The sequence below is a fragment of the Pseudomonas segetis genome, from assembly GCF_900188155.1.
Classification (GTDB): Bacteria; Pseudomonadota; Gammaproteobacteria; order Pseudomonadales; family Pseudomonadaceae; genus Aquipseudomonas; species Aquipseudomonas segetis.
Map to the genome: position 1 here is coordinate 12,276 of NZ_FZOG01000008.1, position 13,466 is coordinate 25,741.

Genomic DNA, 13,466 nt, shown 5'->3' on the forward strand with positions numbered 1-13,466 from the left:
GCCGCTCAGTAGGCTGGTGCGGCAAGTGCTACCTGCCCCGGCTGATCTCGATCAAGCCTTGTTCCAACGATTAGCGTAAACTGTAGGCAATTGTTCTCGCCGGAGGTTATCCCATGGCCAGTGACCGCCAATATTCCCCTGTGGATCGCCTGCTGTTGCAGGCTGATGTCGCGTTACGCACGCTGCTGCCATTCAGTGGCCAGCCAACGCGTCCATCACCCGCTGTTGTACAGCCGGAAACTGAACTTGATCAGCAAGAGGCCAAGCACATTGCCGGGTTGATGCGTATCAACCATACCGGCGAGGTTTGTGCTCAGGCGCTGTACCAAGGCCAGGCCCTGACCGCTAAATTGCCAGAAGTTCGAGCGGCGATGGAGCACTCGGCCGACGAGGAGGTCGATCACCTTGCCTGGTGCGAGCAGCGCATTCACCAGCTTGGCGGCCGGCCAAGTGTTTTCAACCCACTGTTTTATGGGTTGTCGTTCGGCGTTGGCGCCCTCGCCGGCCTGGTCAGTGACAGGGTTAGCCTGGGGTTTGTGGCCGCCACTGAAGACCAGGTGGTCAAGCATCTGGATGAGCACTTGGTACAGGTGCCAGAGCATGACGAAAAGACCCGGGCGATTCTTGAGCAAATGCGTGAAGACGAAAGCCATCACGCCAACACTGCGCTCGAAGCAGGCGGTATCAAGTTCCCAAGACCGGTAAAGTTCGGCATGACCCTGCTGTCGAAAGTGATGACCAAAAGCGCGTATCGCATCTGAGGCCAGGCTTATTCAAACCTGGCTTGTAAAAAGCTGATACCAGCAGGACCTAGTCGGGTAGGAAACTCGGCTGGGTGCCAACCTGCAGGCCTGTAAACACAAGGAATGTGCTTATGCTGATTAAACCAACTCGCCTAAAACTAATTGCCGGAGTGCTCGCCGCTTTACCTTTCTACAGCGCTGCAAGCGAATGGAGCTATTCCGGACACAACGCCCCGGATCATTGGGCCATGCTCGATACCAACGGCGGTTATGCAACCTGCGCCAAAGGCACTCACCAATCACCTATTGATATACCCAGTGCCAGCGCAACCCATATCAACGCGGCATCGGCCAGCCTTAGTTTCAACTATCAGCGCAGCCCGCTGGATGTGGTCAACAATGGGCACTCGATTCAGGCCAACGTACAGGGTGACAACAGCCTTGTGTTTCAAGGCAAGACTTACCAGTTGCTGCAGTTTCACTTTCACTCCCCAAGCGAACACCTGTACAACGGCAAACACTTTCCCATGGAAATGCATTGGGTCAACCAGGCAGCGGATGGTTCGTTATTAGTGGTTGCCGCGATGATTAAGAGTGGAGAGAGCAACACCGAGCTCGAGCACATCTGGAGCAAAATGCTGCCGCAGAAAAAGGGAGCTCAGGTGCAGATCGGCCAAGCGCAAGCACCTGACCTGAGCAAGACCCTGCCCAGCACCAGCAAACACTTTTTCTACCAGGGATCACTGACCACACCGCCCTGCACCGAAGGCGTGCAATGGGTGTTGTTCGAACAGCCATTGCAGCTGTCAGAAGGCCAGATCAGCGCATTCCGGCATATTTTTGCCGACAATCACCGCCCAGCAGCAGCGATCAATCAGCGCGAAATTGATGAAGACTAAAGCAGCATTATAAAAGAGCCCGCATTAGCGGGCTCTTTCTCAGCTGGGCAGCTACTTGGGCATATTGCGCGCGTAGAAGATCTCCAGCATCTCGTGACGCAAGCGCGCCTCGACCTGCTGACGTTGCTCTGGCGTCAGGCTACGGGTGGCATCACCGAACAGGTAATCATCCAGGTCGTAGTTCTTGAGCAACATCTTGGTGTGGAAGAGGTTTTCCTGATACACGTTAACGTCAGTCATTTGATAGGCGTCTTGCGTGTCATCAGACAGGTAATTCTGAATCGAATTGATTTCATGATCGATAAAGTGCTTCTTGCCTTCGACGTCGCGAGTAAAGCCTCGCACGCGGTAGTCGACCGTCACGATATCCGAATCAAATTGATGAATCAGGTAATTCAGTGCCTTGAGCGGTGAAATCACGCCGCAAGTCGATACGTCGATATCAACCCGGAAAGTGGCAATACCGTCTACCGGATGGATTTCCGGATAGGTATGTACGGTGATGTGGCTTTTGTCCAGATGCGCAAGGATGGTCTCAGGCAACGGGCCTGGTGACTCCTCTATCTGGCTTTCGGTCGGCTCAACCGGCTGCTCGGAAATCAGGATGGTTACGCTGGCGCCTTGCGGCTCGTAATCCTGGCGGGCAATGTTGAGGATGTTGGCACCGATAATGTCAACAACATCAGTGAGAATCTGCGTCAGGCGCTCAGCATCGTACTCTTCGTCGATGTACTGAACATACGCCTGTTGGTCCTCAGGCGTTTCCGCGTAGCAGATGTCATAGATGTTGAAGCTCAAGGTCTTGGTCAGGTTGTTGAACCCATGGAGCTTGAGTCTGCTTTTCACCGTTTTAAAACTCTCTATAGAAAGCGGCAAGGCCGCGTGGTCGAGCATGCCCGTCAACCGCGAAGTTCTCGGTTGCGTAGGACGGTTAACACCTCTTCGCTTTGGCGATTTTGGTTATGTGTACGAAGCGCATAGCGCCCCTAAAAAGGGGCGCCATTATGCAGATGCAAAGCAGCGCCCGCCAGAGTGTGAACGCTGCAAATGATAAAAGGATGTCAGCAGCAGGCTAAAACATCAGGTGAAGATGCCTGAACGCAGCTTATTGGGCCTGGCCGAGCTCGACAATCTCGTAGTCGTGGGTAATCTCAACCCCTCCGCGAGCCAGCATGATTGATGCAGAGCAGTACTTCTCGGCCGACAACTCGACGGCCCGCTTGACCTGCGCCTCTTTCAAGCCGCGCCCCTTGACCACGAAATGCAGATGGATCTTGGTGAACACCTTGGGCTCTTCGCCCGCACGCTCGGCTTCAAGGAACGCCTCGCAGCTTTCAACCGCCTGACGTGATTTCTTGAGGATGCTCACCACATCAAAGTTGCTGCAGCCGCCAAGGCCAATCAGCACCATTTCCATGGGGCGCACACCCAGGTTACGTCCACCGCTTTCAGGGGGGCCATCCATAACCACGGCGTGACCGCTACCAGACTCACCAATAAACAGGGCTTCGCCAGCCCATTGAATGCGCGCTTTCATTACCAAGCCTCCGCTGATCAAAAGGCCAGCAGCTTATCACAGCCCTCTAAACACCCGGCTATAGCTGTACTTTGGTAAAAGTTCAACTCAATGTTGTTAGCTGGGTCGCAAAATGAGCCCGTGTAAGATAGTGTTGGTTAAGCTGACGCCACTTTACTGGCACACTAGCTCACATAACTAATAAGAAAACGCCTGCTGAACAAGGCACACATCTTTTATATTTCGGGACTCGGGCATGGTCGCAATAACCCTTACACCTAAAATAAAGAACCTCGACAAGCTTCTTGCACATTGTCATCGCCGTCGTTACACGGCTAAAAGCACCATCATCTATGCGGGTGACCGCTGCGAAACGCTGTTCTTCATTGTTAAAGGCTCGGTGACGATCCTGATTGAAGATGACGACGGCCGTGAGATGATCATCGCGTACCTCAACTCGGGCGATTTTTTCGGCGAGCTGGGCCTGTTTGATAAAGAAGGCGCCGACAAAGAGCGCAGCGCCTGGGTCCGCGCAAAAACCGAGTGTGAAGTCGCCGAACTAAGCTACACCAAGTTTCGCGAACTGACGGAACAGGACCCGGACATCCTCTATGCGCTGGGCAGCCAGATGGCTGAGCGTCTGCGCAACACCACGCGCAAAGTGGGCGACCTGGCATTCCTTGATGTAACCGGGCGTGTGGCCCGTACCCTGCTTGATCTGTGCAAGCAGCCTGATGCGATGACTCATCCTGATGGCATGCAGATCAAGATTACTCGCCAGGAAATCGGCCGGATCGTCGGCTGCTCCCGTGAAATGGTCGGTCGTGTACTTAAAGCCCTTGAAGAACAGGGCCTGGTCCATGTCAAAGGCAAAACCATGGTTGTTTTCGGCACGCGCTGATAGCGCTACAGTGCCAGAAGCTGCAAAAAAACCGCTACCCAGGACAGACTGAAGTAGCGGTTTTTTCTTACCTGCACGGCCATGGCCGGCGATAGCTAGATGCTTGGCATCAGACCTCAATCAACATCAAGATTGCTACTGATCAAGCGCTTGCGTTCCGGGAAAAACAGGCGCTCGAGTTCAGCCCCTGGCTTTTCTGCACGCATAAAGATTTCGCCAACCAGAAATGCATAGACCTCGTTGATTTCCATCAACTCGACATCAGCACGATTGAGGATACCGCTCTCGGTCACAACCAGGCGCTCACGTGGAATTCTCGGCAATAACTCCAGGGTCGTCTCAAGGTTGACCTCAAAGGTGTGCAGGTCGCGATTGTTGATGCCGATAAGCGGGGTGTCCAGCGTCTGCAATGCACGGTCCAATTCCTGGCTATCGTGCACCTCGACCAAAACATCAAGATCGAATGACTTGGCTGTCGCCGCCAGCTCTGCCATTTGCCCATCGTCCAGCGCAGAGACAATGAGCAATACACAATCGGCGCCCAAAGCACGGGCTTCGACAATCTGGTAGGGATCGATCATGAAATCCTTGCGGATCACCGGCAGAGTACATGCATTGCGCGCCAACTGTAGAAAATGATCCGCGCCCTGGAAAAAATCGATATCGGTGAGCACTGACAAGCAGGTTGCGCCGCCATCCTGATAACACTTGGCTATTGCTGCCGGATCAAAGTCCTCACGGATCACGCCTTTGCTTGGCGAGGCTTTTTTGATCTCGGCAATCACCGCCGATTTCTTAGCTGCAGCCTGTTCAATCAGGGCCTGAGCAAAGCCCCGTGGCGCATCCGCAGCTCGCGCTTCACGCTCCAACTCACCAAGGCTGGTAATACGGCTGCGTGCAGCAACCTCTTCGACTTTACGCGCAAGAATCTTTTCCAGAACTGTTGGCACGCTCACCCTTCGCTCTCCTGTTTGAATACTGCAGTGAATGATGCCAGCTCTTCCATTTTTTCGCGCGCAAGACCAGTACATAAAGCATCGTGGGCCAACTGCACACCTTCTTTGAGGGTGCTTGCCAGATCAGCGGCATACAGCGCCGCACCGGCATTGAGCGCGATCAGGTCCGCGGCCTTTTCACCAGCCTCGGTTTTTCGCTTGCCCAAGGCATCGCGAATCAACTCCAGCGATGCCTCTGGACTATCAACCGTGAGCCCAACCAGGCTCTGGCTCTTCAGCCCCAGGTCTTCAGGAAGCACTTCGTACTCGCTGACTTCTCCATCTTTAAGCTCAGCAATATGGGTCGCTGCCGCAAGACTGAACTCATCCAGCCCATCACGCGAATGCACCACCAGAACATGCTTGCTGCCAAGACGCTTGAGCACCTCGGCCAGCGGTCTGCACAAGGCCTGGCTGAACACGCCAACGACCTGATGCTTAACACCTGCCGGGTTGGTCAAGGGCCCGAGCATATTGAACAGGGTACGCAACCCCAGCTCTCGGCGAGGCCCAGCGGCATACTTCATTGCCTTGTGATGAACCTGGGCGAACATAAAGCCGACGCCGACACTATCAATGCAGCGCGCCACCTGCTCCGGTGTCAGGTTCAGGTAGATGCCACAAGCCTCGAGCAAATCGGCGCTGCCGCTTTTGCCCGAAACAGCACGATTACCATGCTTGGCAACCTTGCCGCCCGCCGCCGCTACAACAAAGCTTGCGGCTGTTGAAACATTGAAGATATTCGTGCCATCCCCACCTGTCCCGACCACATCAACGACATGATCCAGGCTAGGCAATACAACGTGGCTGGCCAGTTCACGCATCACTGAAACGGCACCGACGATTTCGTCGATCGTCTCACTCTTCATGCGCATGCCCATCAAGAACGCGCCGATCTGCGCCTCAGTGCACTGGCCAGTCATGATTTCACGCATGACGTCCTGCATTTCCTCGGTGCTCAGGTCGAGCTGGCTGACGATCCGGTTAAGGGCTTGCTTGATATCCATCAGCGAACGCCTCCTTGCTGTTTGAGGAAATTGGCAAACAACTCATGGCCTTGTTCAGTGAGAATAGACTCAGGATGGAATTGCACGCCTTCGATATTCAGGGTCTTGTGGCGCAGGCCCATGATTTCATCGACCGCCCCTTCTTCTGTCTGGGTCCAGGCGGTCAACTCAAGGCAATCGGGCAGGGTCTCACGCTTGACCACCAATGAGTGATAACGGGTCACGGTCAGCGGGTTGTTGAGCCCGGCGAAGACACCTTTATCCAGGTGATAAACCGGGCTGGTCTTGCCGTGCATGACCTGGCGCGCGCGCACCACATCGCCACCAAAGGCCTGGCCGATGCTCTGGTGACCCAGGCACACGCCAAGCAAGGGCAGCTTGCCAGCGAAGTGCTTGATCACCTCAAGCGACACGCCCGCCTCATTCGGCGTACAGGGCCCTGGAGACACGACGATCCGGTCAGGCCCGAGCGCCTCGATTTCAGCGATAGTCAATTCATCATTGCGTATGACTTTAACCTCTTCACCCAACTCACCGAGGTACTGCACCACGTTGTAGGTAAAGGAGTCATAATTGTCGATCATCAGTAACATGGCAGGCTCCTCAGTGAGATTGTTCGGCTAGGGCAACAGCGCGGAACATGGCTCGGCGCTTGTTCAGCGTTTCTTCCCACTCGAGCTCAGGGACAGAATCAGCAACAATCCCGCCACCCGCCTGCACATGCAACTCACCGTTCTTGATGACTGCCGTGCGAATGGCAATGGCGGTGTCCATATTGCCATTCCAGGCCATATAGCCCACTGCGCCGCCGTACACGCCACGCTTGACCGGCTCAAGCTGGTCAATGATTTCCATGGCGCGGATTTTCGGTGCGCCGGACAAGGTACCCGCAGGCAGAATGGCACGCAGCGCGTCCATCGCCGTCAGCCCCGGTTTCAGCTGGCCGGTAACATTGGACACAATATGCATGACGTTGGAGTAGCGCTCGATAACCATTTTCTCGGTCAGCTTGACACTGCCGGTGCTGGCCACACGCCCCACGTCATTGCGTCCAAGGTCAATCAACATCAGGTGCTCGGCAATTTCCTTGGCATCGGACAACAGGTCGACTTCCAGCGCATGGTCGGCCTCTTCATTGGCCCCGCGCGGCCGCGTGCCCGCGATGGGGCGAACGGTGATGAGATTATCCTCAACCCGCACCAGCACTTCCGGCGAACTGCCAACGACGTGGAAATCGCCGAAGTTGAAGAAATACATATAAGGCGTTGGATTGATGCAACGAAGCGCCCGGTACAGATCAATCGGCGCTGCCTTGAAATCAATCGACATACGCTGCGATGGCACGACTTGCATGCAATCGCCCGCCAGAATGTATTCCTTGATGGTATCAACCGCGCGTTCGTAGTCTTGGCGACTGAAGCTTGAGCGGAACGCTGGCTCCGCGCCCACCGGTGCATTCAGGTCGACACCAAGGCGAGGTTCGATGGGCTGGCGCAACTTGTGCAGAATATCCTGCAAATGCGCTTGAGCCTGTTCAAAACCATCTTCCAGGGCCGGGTCGGCCAGGACAATCGCATGCATCTTGCCTGCTAGGTTGTCGAAGACCACCACCGCATCCGAGACCATCAACAGAATATCCGGATTACCCAGCGGATCGGGGTTTGGGCAGACAGCCAGGCGTTTTTCAACATAGCGCACGCTGTCGTAGCCAAAGTAACCGACCAGACCACCATTGAAACGTGGTAAGCCCGGCAAGGTCGGAACTTTGTAGCGCTCTTTGAATTGCTCGACAAACGCCAGCGGATCTTCACATTCGTGGCGCTCGGTCTCGACGCCATCAATGCTGACAATGACGGTATGCTCATAGGCGCGCAGCACTGTGCGTGCCGGCAAGCCAATAATTGAGTATCGCCCCCATTTCTCACCGCCCTGCACCGATTCGAGCAAATAGGTGTTGGCCTGATCGGCCAGCTTCAGGTAGATCGACAGCGGGGTGTCGAAGTCAGCAATGGTTTCGTGGGCAACAGGGATACGGTTATAGCCAGACGCGGCTAAACGCAGGAATTCTTCGCGGATCATGATCTGCCTCGTGGTTTGAGGGTAAAACGGTCGTGTGCAAACGCGCCGGCTAACCGGCCAAGATCAATTCAGAGGCGCCAGCGCCAACGGGCCAGGGCCTTGATGATTTTCATTCCGGCTCGTTCAAGCCAGAGTTTGCAGGTAACCACCACGGGAAAATCTCTTGGGCGTGGATTAAAGTCAGGCAACACTAGCGCAGCCGCCGGGTCTAATCAACCCAGCGATGCGACGGAGTCAAAGGAAATCAGTGCTTTGAGTTCACGTAAATCATCCAGCACACAAGCGGGACGCTCCTCGCTGATGGGCCGACCATGGTTATAACCATAACTCAAAGCCACACATGGCACTTGAGCAGCCCTGGCTGCTAGCACGTCATTGCGTGAGTCGCCCACGAACAGCGCCTGGTTTGCACCTACCTGGGCCAGGTGCATGACATGCATCAGTGCGGCGGGGTCTGGCTTTTGCTGGGGCAAGGTATCGCCCCCGATAATCCAACGAAAATAGCCGCCCAAGTCTTTCTCATCGAGTAACGGCGCCACAAACCGCTCTGGCTTGTTGGTCACCACTGCCATCACCACGCCTTGCGCCTGCAGCCAATCGAGGGTTTCGACCACGCCAGGGTAAACCTGCGTCAATTGGTGGTTATCGGCGTAGGCCTGCATGAATAGCTCAAGCGCAGACTCTGCCTGCGCCTCATCGACATGCTCATGGGCCATGCCACCGGCCAGGGCGCGACGCACCAGGACTCGTGCACCATTACCAATCCATAGCCGCACGTTTTCAATGCCGGCTGGCATACGGCCTAGCGCAACAAGGGTTTTATCAAGGGCTGCCGCCAAATCCGGGGCCGAATCAATCAGGGTGCCATCAAGGTCAAACATCACCAGTTTCGGCAGTTTGCCTTCAAGCACCGCGCTCAACGGCATCAGGCTTGCACCCGCGCCAGCTCGGCACGCATGGCATCGATCACCGCGCGGTAATCAGGCTGGTTGAAGATCGCCGACCCGGCAACAAAGGTATCCGCGCCCGCTTGAGCGATCTCGGCTATGTTGCCGACATTGACCCCGCCATCGATTTCCAGGCGAATCTCACGACCACTGGCATCGATCAGCGTCCGCGCCTCGCGCAACTTGTCCAGGGTGCCCGGGATAAACTTCTGCCCGCCAAAGCCTGGGTTAACGCTCATCAACAGGATCATGTCGACCTTGTCCATGACATGTTTGAGCACGCTCAGCGGGGTCGCCGGGTTGAACACCAGACCTGCCTTGCAGCCGCCGTCGCGGATCAACTGCAAGGAACGGTCGATGTGCTCGGATGCTTCGGGATGGAAGGTGATATAGCTGGCACCCGCCTCAATGAAGTCGCCAATAATGCGATCAACCGGCTTGACCATCAGGTGCGCATCAATTGGCGCGGTAATCCCGTACTTACGCAGCGCGGAGCAAACCATCGGGCCGATAGTCAGGTTGGGCACATAGTGGTTGTCCATGACATCAAAGTGGACAATGTCGGCGCCCGCAGCGAGTACGTTATCCACTTCCTCGCCCAATCGGGCAAAGTCGGCAGACAGGATTGACGGGGCGATGGCAAAGGGCTGCATGGCTAACCTCAGAAAAACACAGGGATTGCGCGCATTGTAGCAGCCCACACTAAGGTTTTGCCGTGCCGATGACGGCTTACAACTTGATGCCGAAAACGCTAGGCTGGATCACTCAGGCAGTTGGGAGCCTCTATTTTATGTTGTTGCGCGCAATCGCTATCGTTTTAAGTCTACTGCTCGGCCCCTTGGCGCTTGCTGAAACCGAGCCGCCCACCCCGACAAAGACGCCAGAAAAGCCTGTCGAACGCCCGGCCCTTGGCGAGCGTAGCCAGGCCGAAACAGCAGCACTGGAGAGGCAGCTTGCGGCCAACGAACAGCAACAAATCAAAACCCAAGCCAACGAAACCTTTCTCGCCCTTTGGCGCCCCGGAAACAGTGCGCCTGCCAAAGGGGCCGTGATTCTGGTACCAGGTGAAGATGAAAGCGCCGACTGGCCGATTGGCATTGGCCCGCTACGACGCAAACTTCCTGATACCGGCTGGAGCAGCTTGAGCCTTACACTTCCCGATGCCGAATCCAAGCAGCCGCCTGAGGGTACTGATACATCTGCGCCAAGCGATGCCACGCCCTCGATTGAAACTGCAGTGCCCGAACAGCCCAACGAAGCATCGGCAGAGCCGCAGGAAACACCTGCCGAGGCAACATCCGACCCCGCCGAAAAGGCCCAAGAATCAAACACAAGCCCAGCGGACGGAGACACCAGCAATGAAGCGCAACCAGACTACGCCACGCGGGTACTCGCACGCATTGCCGAAGGCATCAGCTTTGCGCAGCAACAGGGCGCCACTACTGTCGTGCTGGCCGGCCAGGGCACTGGAGCCTACTGGGCTGCACGCTACCTCGCCGAACAGCAGCCACCCTTCGTAAACAACCTGCTGATGATTGCGCCGCAAGCGCCCGCAGACCTCGACCCGGGCTTTGACACCGTTCTCAGCAAACTTGAACTTGCAACTGGCGACTTCTACTACAGAGACCAACTCGCCGAACGTAACGCCGCAAAACAACGCCTGGATGCGGCCAAAAGACAAAAACGCACGGCCTATATTCAGATCGCAATGAATTCGCTGCCGGGTAATCGGGATGTTGAGCAAGAGCAGCTGTTTCGACGCATCAAAGGTTGGTTGAGCCTGCACTTGCAAAGCAGTCCTGCCACACAATAGCCAGGCATCTGGCCGCGCTGCTGGCGACCAACTCAAAACCCACGGCGTTGGCGAACCAGGTTGTAGGCCTGATGCAACTCCCGGGTTTTATCCGTGGCTGCACGCACCTGCTCCACGCTTGCACCGTTGCCTTGCAGCTTGTCCGGATGATGGCGACTCAGCAACCGGCGATATGCCCGCTTGATTTCCGCTGGCGTGCTGTCTGCCGCGACGCCAAGCAAGCGCAACGCTTGCTGGTAACCCGATTGCACGGGCATGGATGGCTGGGTCCCGGCGCCCGCCCGAAGCGCTTCGTTGGCATTCACCGACAACCCGAGCCAGGTCCCCCACAGCAAGATCAGTTCACGTTCAGACCGGCTTACCGGCCCAGCTGCACTGACCATGCGCCAGCAGGCACTTAACAGCGACTTGGCATTGTGCGCCTGTCGGCGCAGAGGGGCGCGTAGATTATCGCGCCCGGTTTTCCCTCTGGAAAACGCCTCAATCGCACGTCGCTGAGCCGACTCATCGAGCCTCATGCGCTGCATTTCAACCCGAACCTGATCAATATGCTGTTGGCGCACCCGTCCGTCGCACTTGGCCAGGCGCCCAAGCATGATGAACAGTAGATCATCATCCTTTGGCTGCTCCGGGCCTCCGACACGTTCGCGCAGTTGCGCCCAGCTTGCCAGCCGCAGGCGCCGGTCAACAACCTGGCCCAGCAAGGCCCCCAGCAAACCGCCTGGAATGCTGGCAATGGCAAACCCCGCAACAGCGCCCAACACCGTGCTCGGCCAAATCACTTCAGTGCTCCCGTGCCAACAACTGCTCCACATCCGCCAAGCGCTCGTGGGTGCCGACATCTATCCAGTGCCCGCTGAAATGCTCGCCACTGATCAAGCCCCGCCCCATTGCCTCGCGCAACAGTGGTGCAAGCTTAAATGCACCAGGCTCACAGCCTGCGAACAGTTTGGGGGACAACAACGCAATACCGCTATAGGTCAAACAGTGCTGATCATCCGCGCCGTCCCGTACCATGCCCTGCTGCAGGCTAAAGTCGCCCTGGGTATGATGCGCAGGATTATCGACCAGCACCAAATGTGCCAGGCCACTCAGTGGCTGTCGTAGATTTGCGAAGCTGTAATCAGTGAACACATCACCATTAACGACCAGGAACGGCTCATCCCCCAATAATGGCAAGGCTTTAAAAATGCCGCCACCGGTCTCCAACGGCTCGCCCTCTGCCGAGTAACAGATGCTCACACCAAAACGACTGCCGTCACCCAGGTAGTCCTCGATCTGCTGTCCCAGCCAGGCGTGGTTGATCACCAACTCGGTGAAGCCCGCACTTGCCAGGGCATTGATGTGGTACTCAATCAAGGGCACGCCAGCAGCACGCACCAAGGGTTTAGGCGTATGCAATGTCAGCGGGCGCATGCGCTCGCCCTTGCCTGCGGCCAAGATCATTGCCTTCATTGCGCCACCGCCTCAGTTGCTTGCGGCAAGCTGCCAAATAAGTGACCCAGCTCGGCCAGTTCAGGGCGACGCTGGATAACTGCATTGATATAGGCAAAAAATCTCGGCACATCGGCCAAGTACTTGGGCTTGCCATCACGATGACAAATACGCGCAAAGATACCGATCACCTTCAAGTGCCGCTGCACGCCCATCAGGTCACTGGCCCGCAAGAAATCCTCCAGATCGGCCTGAACGGGAATCCCCAGTGCCTGCGCCTGCCGCCAATAGCGTTCAAGCCACTGCCGAACCTGAGGCTCGGGCCAACTGACAAAGGCATCCTTGAACAGGCAGGTCACGTCATAGGTGACTGGACCATAGACCGCATCCTGAAAGTCAAGCACACCCGGATTAGGCTCACTAATCATTAGATTGCGCGGCATAAAGTCGCGGTGAACCAAGACTTTGGGTTGAGCCAGGGCACTGTCGATCAGCAAACGGCTCATCTTGTCCCATGCATCTCGTTGCTCGGCATTGAACTCAACCTGCAAGTGATGCTTGACGTACCACTCTGGAAAAAGCTCCAGCTCACGACGCAACAAGGCCACGTCATAGCTTGGCAATTCGGTATCCATAGGCAATTGCTGCAGCGCAAGCAGGGCCTGCAGGGCATCGGCAAATAATTGGTCTGCGTTCTCAGGCGTAATGACATCCAGATAGGTTTGGCTGCCCAGGTCGTTCAACAGCAGAAAGCCTTGCTCGACATCTTCAGCCAAAATCAATGGCACATTCAGATTTGCACGCTGGAGCAAGGCGGCAATTTTCACAAACGGCCGGCAATCCTCATTCGGTGGCGGTGCATCCATCACAATCAATGTGCGATTTTCGCCCTGCCAGCGAAAATAACGACGAAAGCTCGCATCACTGCTTGCAGAGGTCAGCGTGGCGGCCGGAACCGCCCCCCAGCCTTGCTTTGCAAACACATTGGGCAGTTGTTGATCGAGCCATTTTTCCAGCAGTTCCAGGCGTATATCTTCTTTATGCATTACAAGGGTCTCCGACGGCCCTAGCCGTTGCGCGGGTCATGCTTTATTATCCAGCATCTTTTAAAGCCCATCGAGAGGCGTGCGGC

Annotated in this window: 15 protein-coding genes; 4 read left to right on the top strand and 11 right to left on the bottom strand. The window is 56.1% G+C overall.

The annotated features are described in order from the left end of the window. The first annotated feature begins 113 nt into the window (after positions 1 to 113). Both coq7 and CHB79_RS19865 read left to right on the top strand, forming a co-directional pair. A complete protein-coding gene (gene coq7, locus CHB79_RS19860) occupies positions 114 to 761 on the top strand; it encodes a 2-polyprenyl-3-methyl-6-methoxy-1,4-benzoquinone monooxygenase (RefSeq protein ID WP_089361158.1) in 648 nt (215 codons plus the stop codon). Between the two features lie 113 nt (positions 762 to 874). After that, the gene (locus tag CHB79_RS19865; RefSeq protein WP_089361159.1) at positions 875 to 1,642 is read left to right on the top strand and encodes a carbonic anhydrase; all 768 of its coding nucleotides are present in this window, start codon (positions 875 to 877) and stop codon (positions 1,640 to 1,642) included. A 51-nt stretch (positions 1,643 to 1,693) separates the two neighbouring features. Here CHB79_RS19865 and speD read toward each other — a convergent pair whose 3' ends face one another. Then, entirely contained in the window at positions 1,694 to 2,488 is a 795-nt protein-coding gene (gene speD / locus CHB79_RS19870; RefSeq protein ID WP_010486151.1) for an adenosylmethionine decarboxylase, read from the bottom strand. A 259-nt stretch (positions 2,489 to 2,747) separates the two neighbouring features. Continuing rightward, complete coding sequence (locus CHB79_RS19875; RefSeq protein WP_089361160.1) at positions 2,748 to 3,179, bottom strand: OsmC family protein; 432 nt, start codon at positions 3,177 to 3,179, stop codon at positions 2,748 to 2,750. 235 nt (positions 3,180 to 3,414) lie between these two features. Here CHB79_RS19875 and crp point away from each other — a divergent pair, with 235 nt between their 5' ends. Beyond that, positions 3,415 to 4,059, top strand: a complete 645-nt coding sequence (gene crp, locus CHB79_RS19880) for a cAMP-activated global transcriptional regulator CRP (protein WP_010486147.1) — start codon at positions 3,415 to 3,417, stop codon at positions 4,057 to 4,059. A 116-nt stretch (positions 4,060 to 4,175) separates the two neighbouring features. Here the strand turns inward: crp and trpC are convergent, their stop codons facing one another. The 6 genes from trpC to rpe form a co-directional block, all read right to left on the bottom strand. Beyond that, positions 4,176 to 5,015, bottom strand: coding sequence for an indole-3-glycerol phosphate synthase TrpC (gene trpC, locus CHB79_RS19885; RefSeq protein WP_089361161.1), 840 nt, complete (start codon positions 5,013 to 5,015; stop codon positions 4,176 to 4,178). After that, the gene (trpD, locus tag CHB79_RS19890) at positions 5,012 to 6,061 is read right to left on the bottom strand and encodes an anthranilate phosphoribosyltransferase (RefSeq protein ID WP_089361162.1); all 1,050 of its coding nucleotides are present in this window, start codon (positions 6,059 to 6,061) and stop codon (positions 5,012 to 5,014) included. The genes trpC and trpD overlap by 4 nt, the downstream gene beginning before the upstream one ends. Continuing rightward, positions 6,061 to 6,654 carry an aminodeoxychorismate/anthranilate synthase component II gene (locus CHB79_RS19895; protein ID WP_010486144.1) on the bottom strand — a complete coding sequence of 198 codons (594 nt, stop codon included), beginning with the start codon at positions 6,652 to 6,654 and terminating at the stop codon, positions 6,061 to 6,063. The genes trpD and CHB79_RS19895 overlap by 1 nt, the downstream gene beginning before the upstream one ends. 10 nt (positions 6,655 to 6,664) lie before the next feature. Continuing rightward, entirely contained in the window at positions 6,665 to 8,140 is a 1,476-nt protein-coding gene (gene trpE, locus CHB79_RS19900) for an anthranilate synthase component I (RefSeq protein WP_089361163.1), read from the bottom strand. Between the two features lie 212 nt (positions 8,141 to 8,352). After that, a complete protein-coding gene (locus CHB79_RS19905; protein ID WP_425439616.1) occupies positions 8,353 to 9,069 on the bottom strand; it encodes a phosphoglycolate phosphatase in 717 nt (238 codons plus the stop codon). Then, complete coding sequence (rpe, locus tag CHB79_RS19910; protein ID WP_089361165.1) at positions 9,066 to 9,740, bottom strand: ribulose-phosphate 3-epimerase; 675 nt, start codon at positions 9,738 to 9,740, stop codon at positions 9,066 to 9,068. Before rpe ends, CHB79_RS19905 begins: the two co-directional genes overlap by 4 nt. 137 nt (positions 9,741 to 9,877) lie before the next feature. Between rpe and CHB79_RS19915 the strand changes: the two genes are divergently transcribed. Continuing rightward, the gene (locus CHB79_RS19915; RefSeq protein ID WP_176443231.1) at positions 9,878 to 10,900 is read left to right on the top strand and encodes a DUF3530 family protein; all 1,023 of its coding nucleotides are present in this window, start codon (positions 9,878 to 9,880) and stop codon (positions 10,898 to 10,900) included. A gap of 32 nt (positions 10,901 to 10,932) precedes the next feature. Here the strand turns inward: CHB79_RS19915 and CHB79_RS19920 are convergent, their stop codons facing one another. The 3 genes from CHB79_RS19920 to CHB79_RS19930 are packed head-to-tail and all read right to left on the bottom strand — an operon-like array spanning position 10,933 to position 13,380. Beyond that, complete coding sequence (locus CHB79_RS19920; RefSeq protein WP_089361167.1) at positions 10,933 to 11,682, bottom strand: DnaJ domain-containing protein; 750 nt, start codon at positions 11,680 to 11,682, stop codon at positions 10,933 to 10,935. Position 11,683: 1 nt separating this feature from the next. Continuing rightward, positions 11,684 to 12,355 (bottom strand): N-acetylmuramate alpha-1-phosphate uridylyltransferase MurU, encoded by a 672-nt coding sequence (gene murU / locus CHB79_RS19925; RefSeq protein WP_089361168.1) that lies wholly within the window; start codon positions 12,353 to 12,355, stop codon positions 11,684 to 11,686. Beyond that, the gene (locus CHB79_RS19930; RefSeq protein ID WP_089361169.1) at positions 12,352 to 13,380 is read right to left on the bottom strand and encodes an aminoglycoside phosphotransferase family protein; all 1,029 of its coding nucleotides are present in this window, start codon (positions 13,378 to 13,380) and stop codon (positions 12,352 to 12,354) included. The genes murU and CHB79_RS19930 overlap by 4 nt, the downstream gene beginning before the upstream one ends. Positions 13,381 to 13,466: the final 86 nt, after the last annotated feature.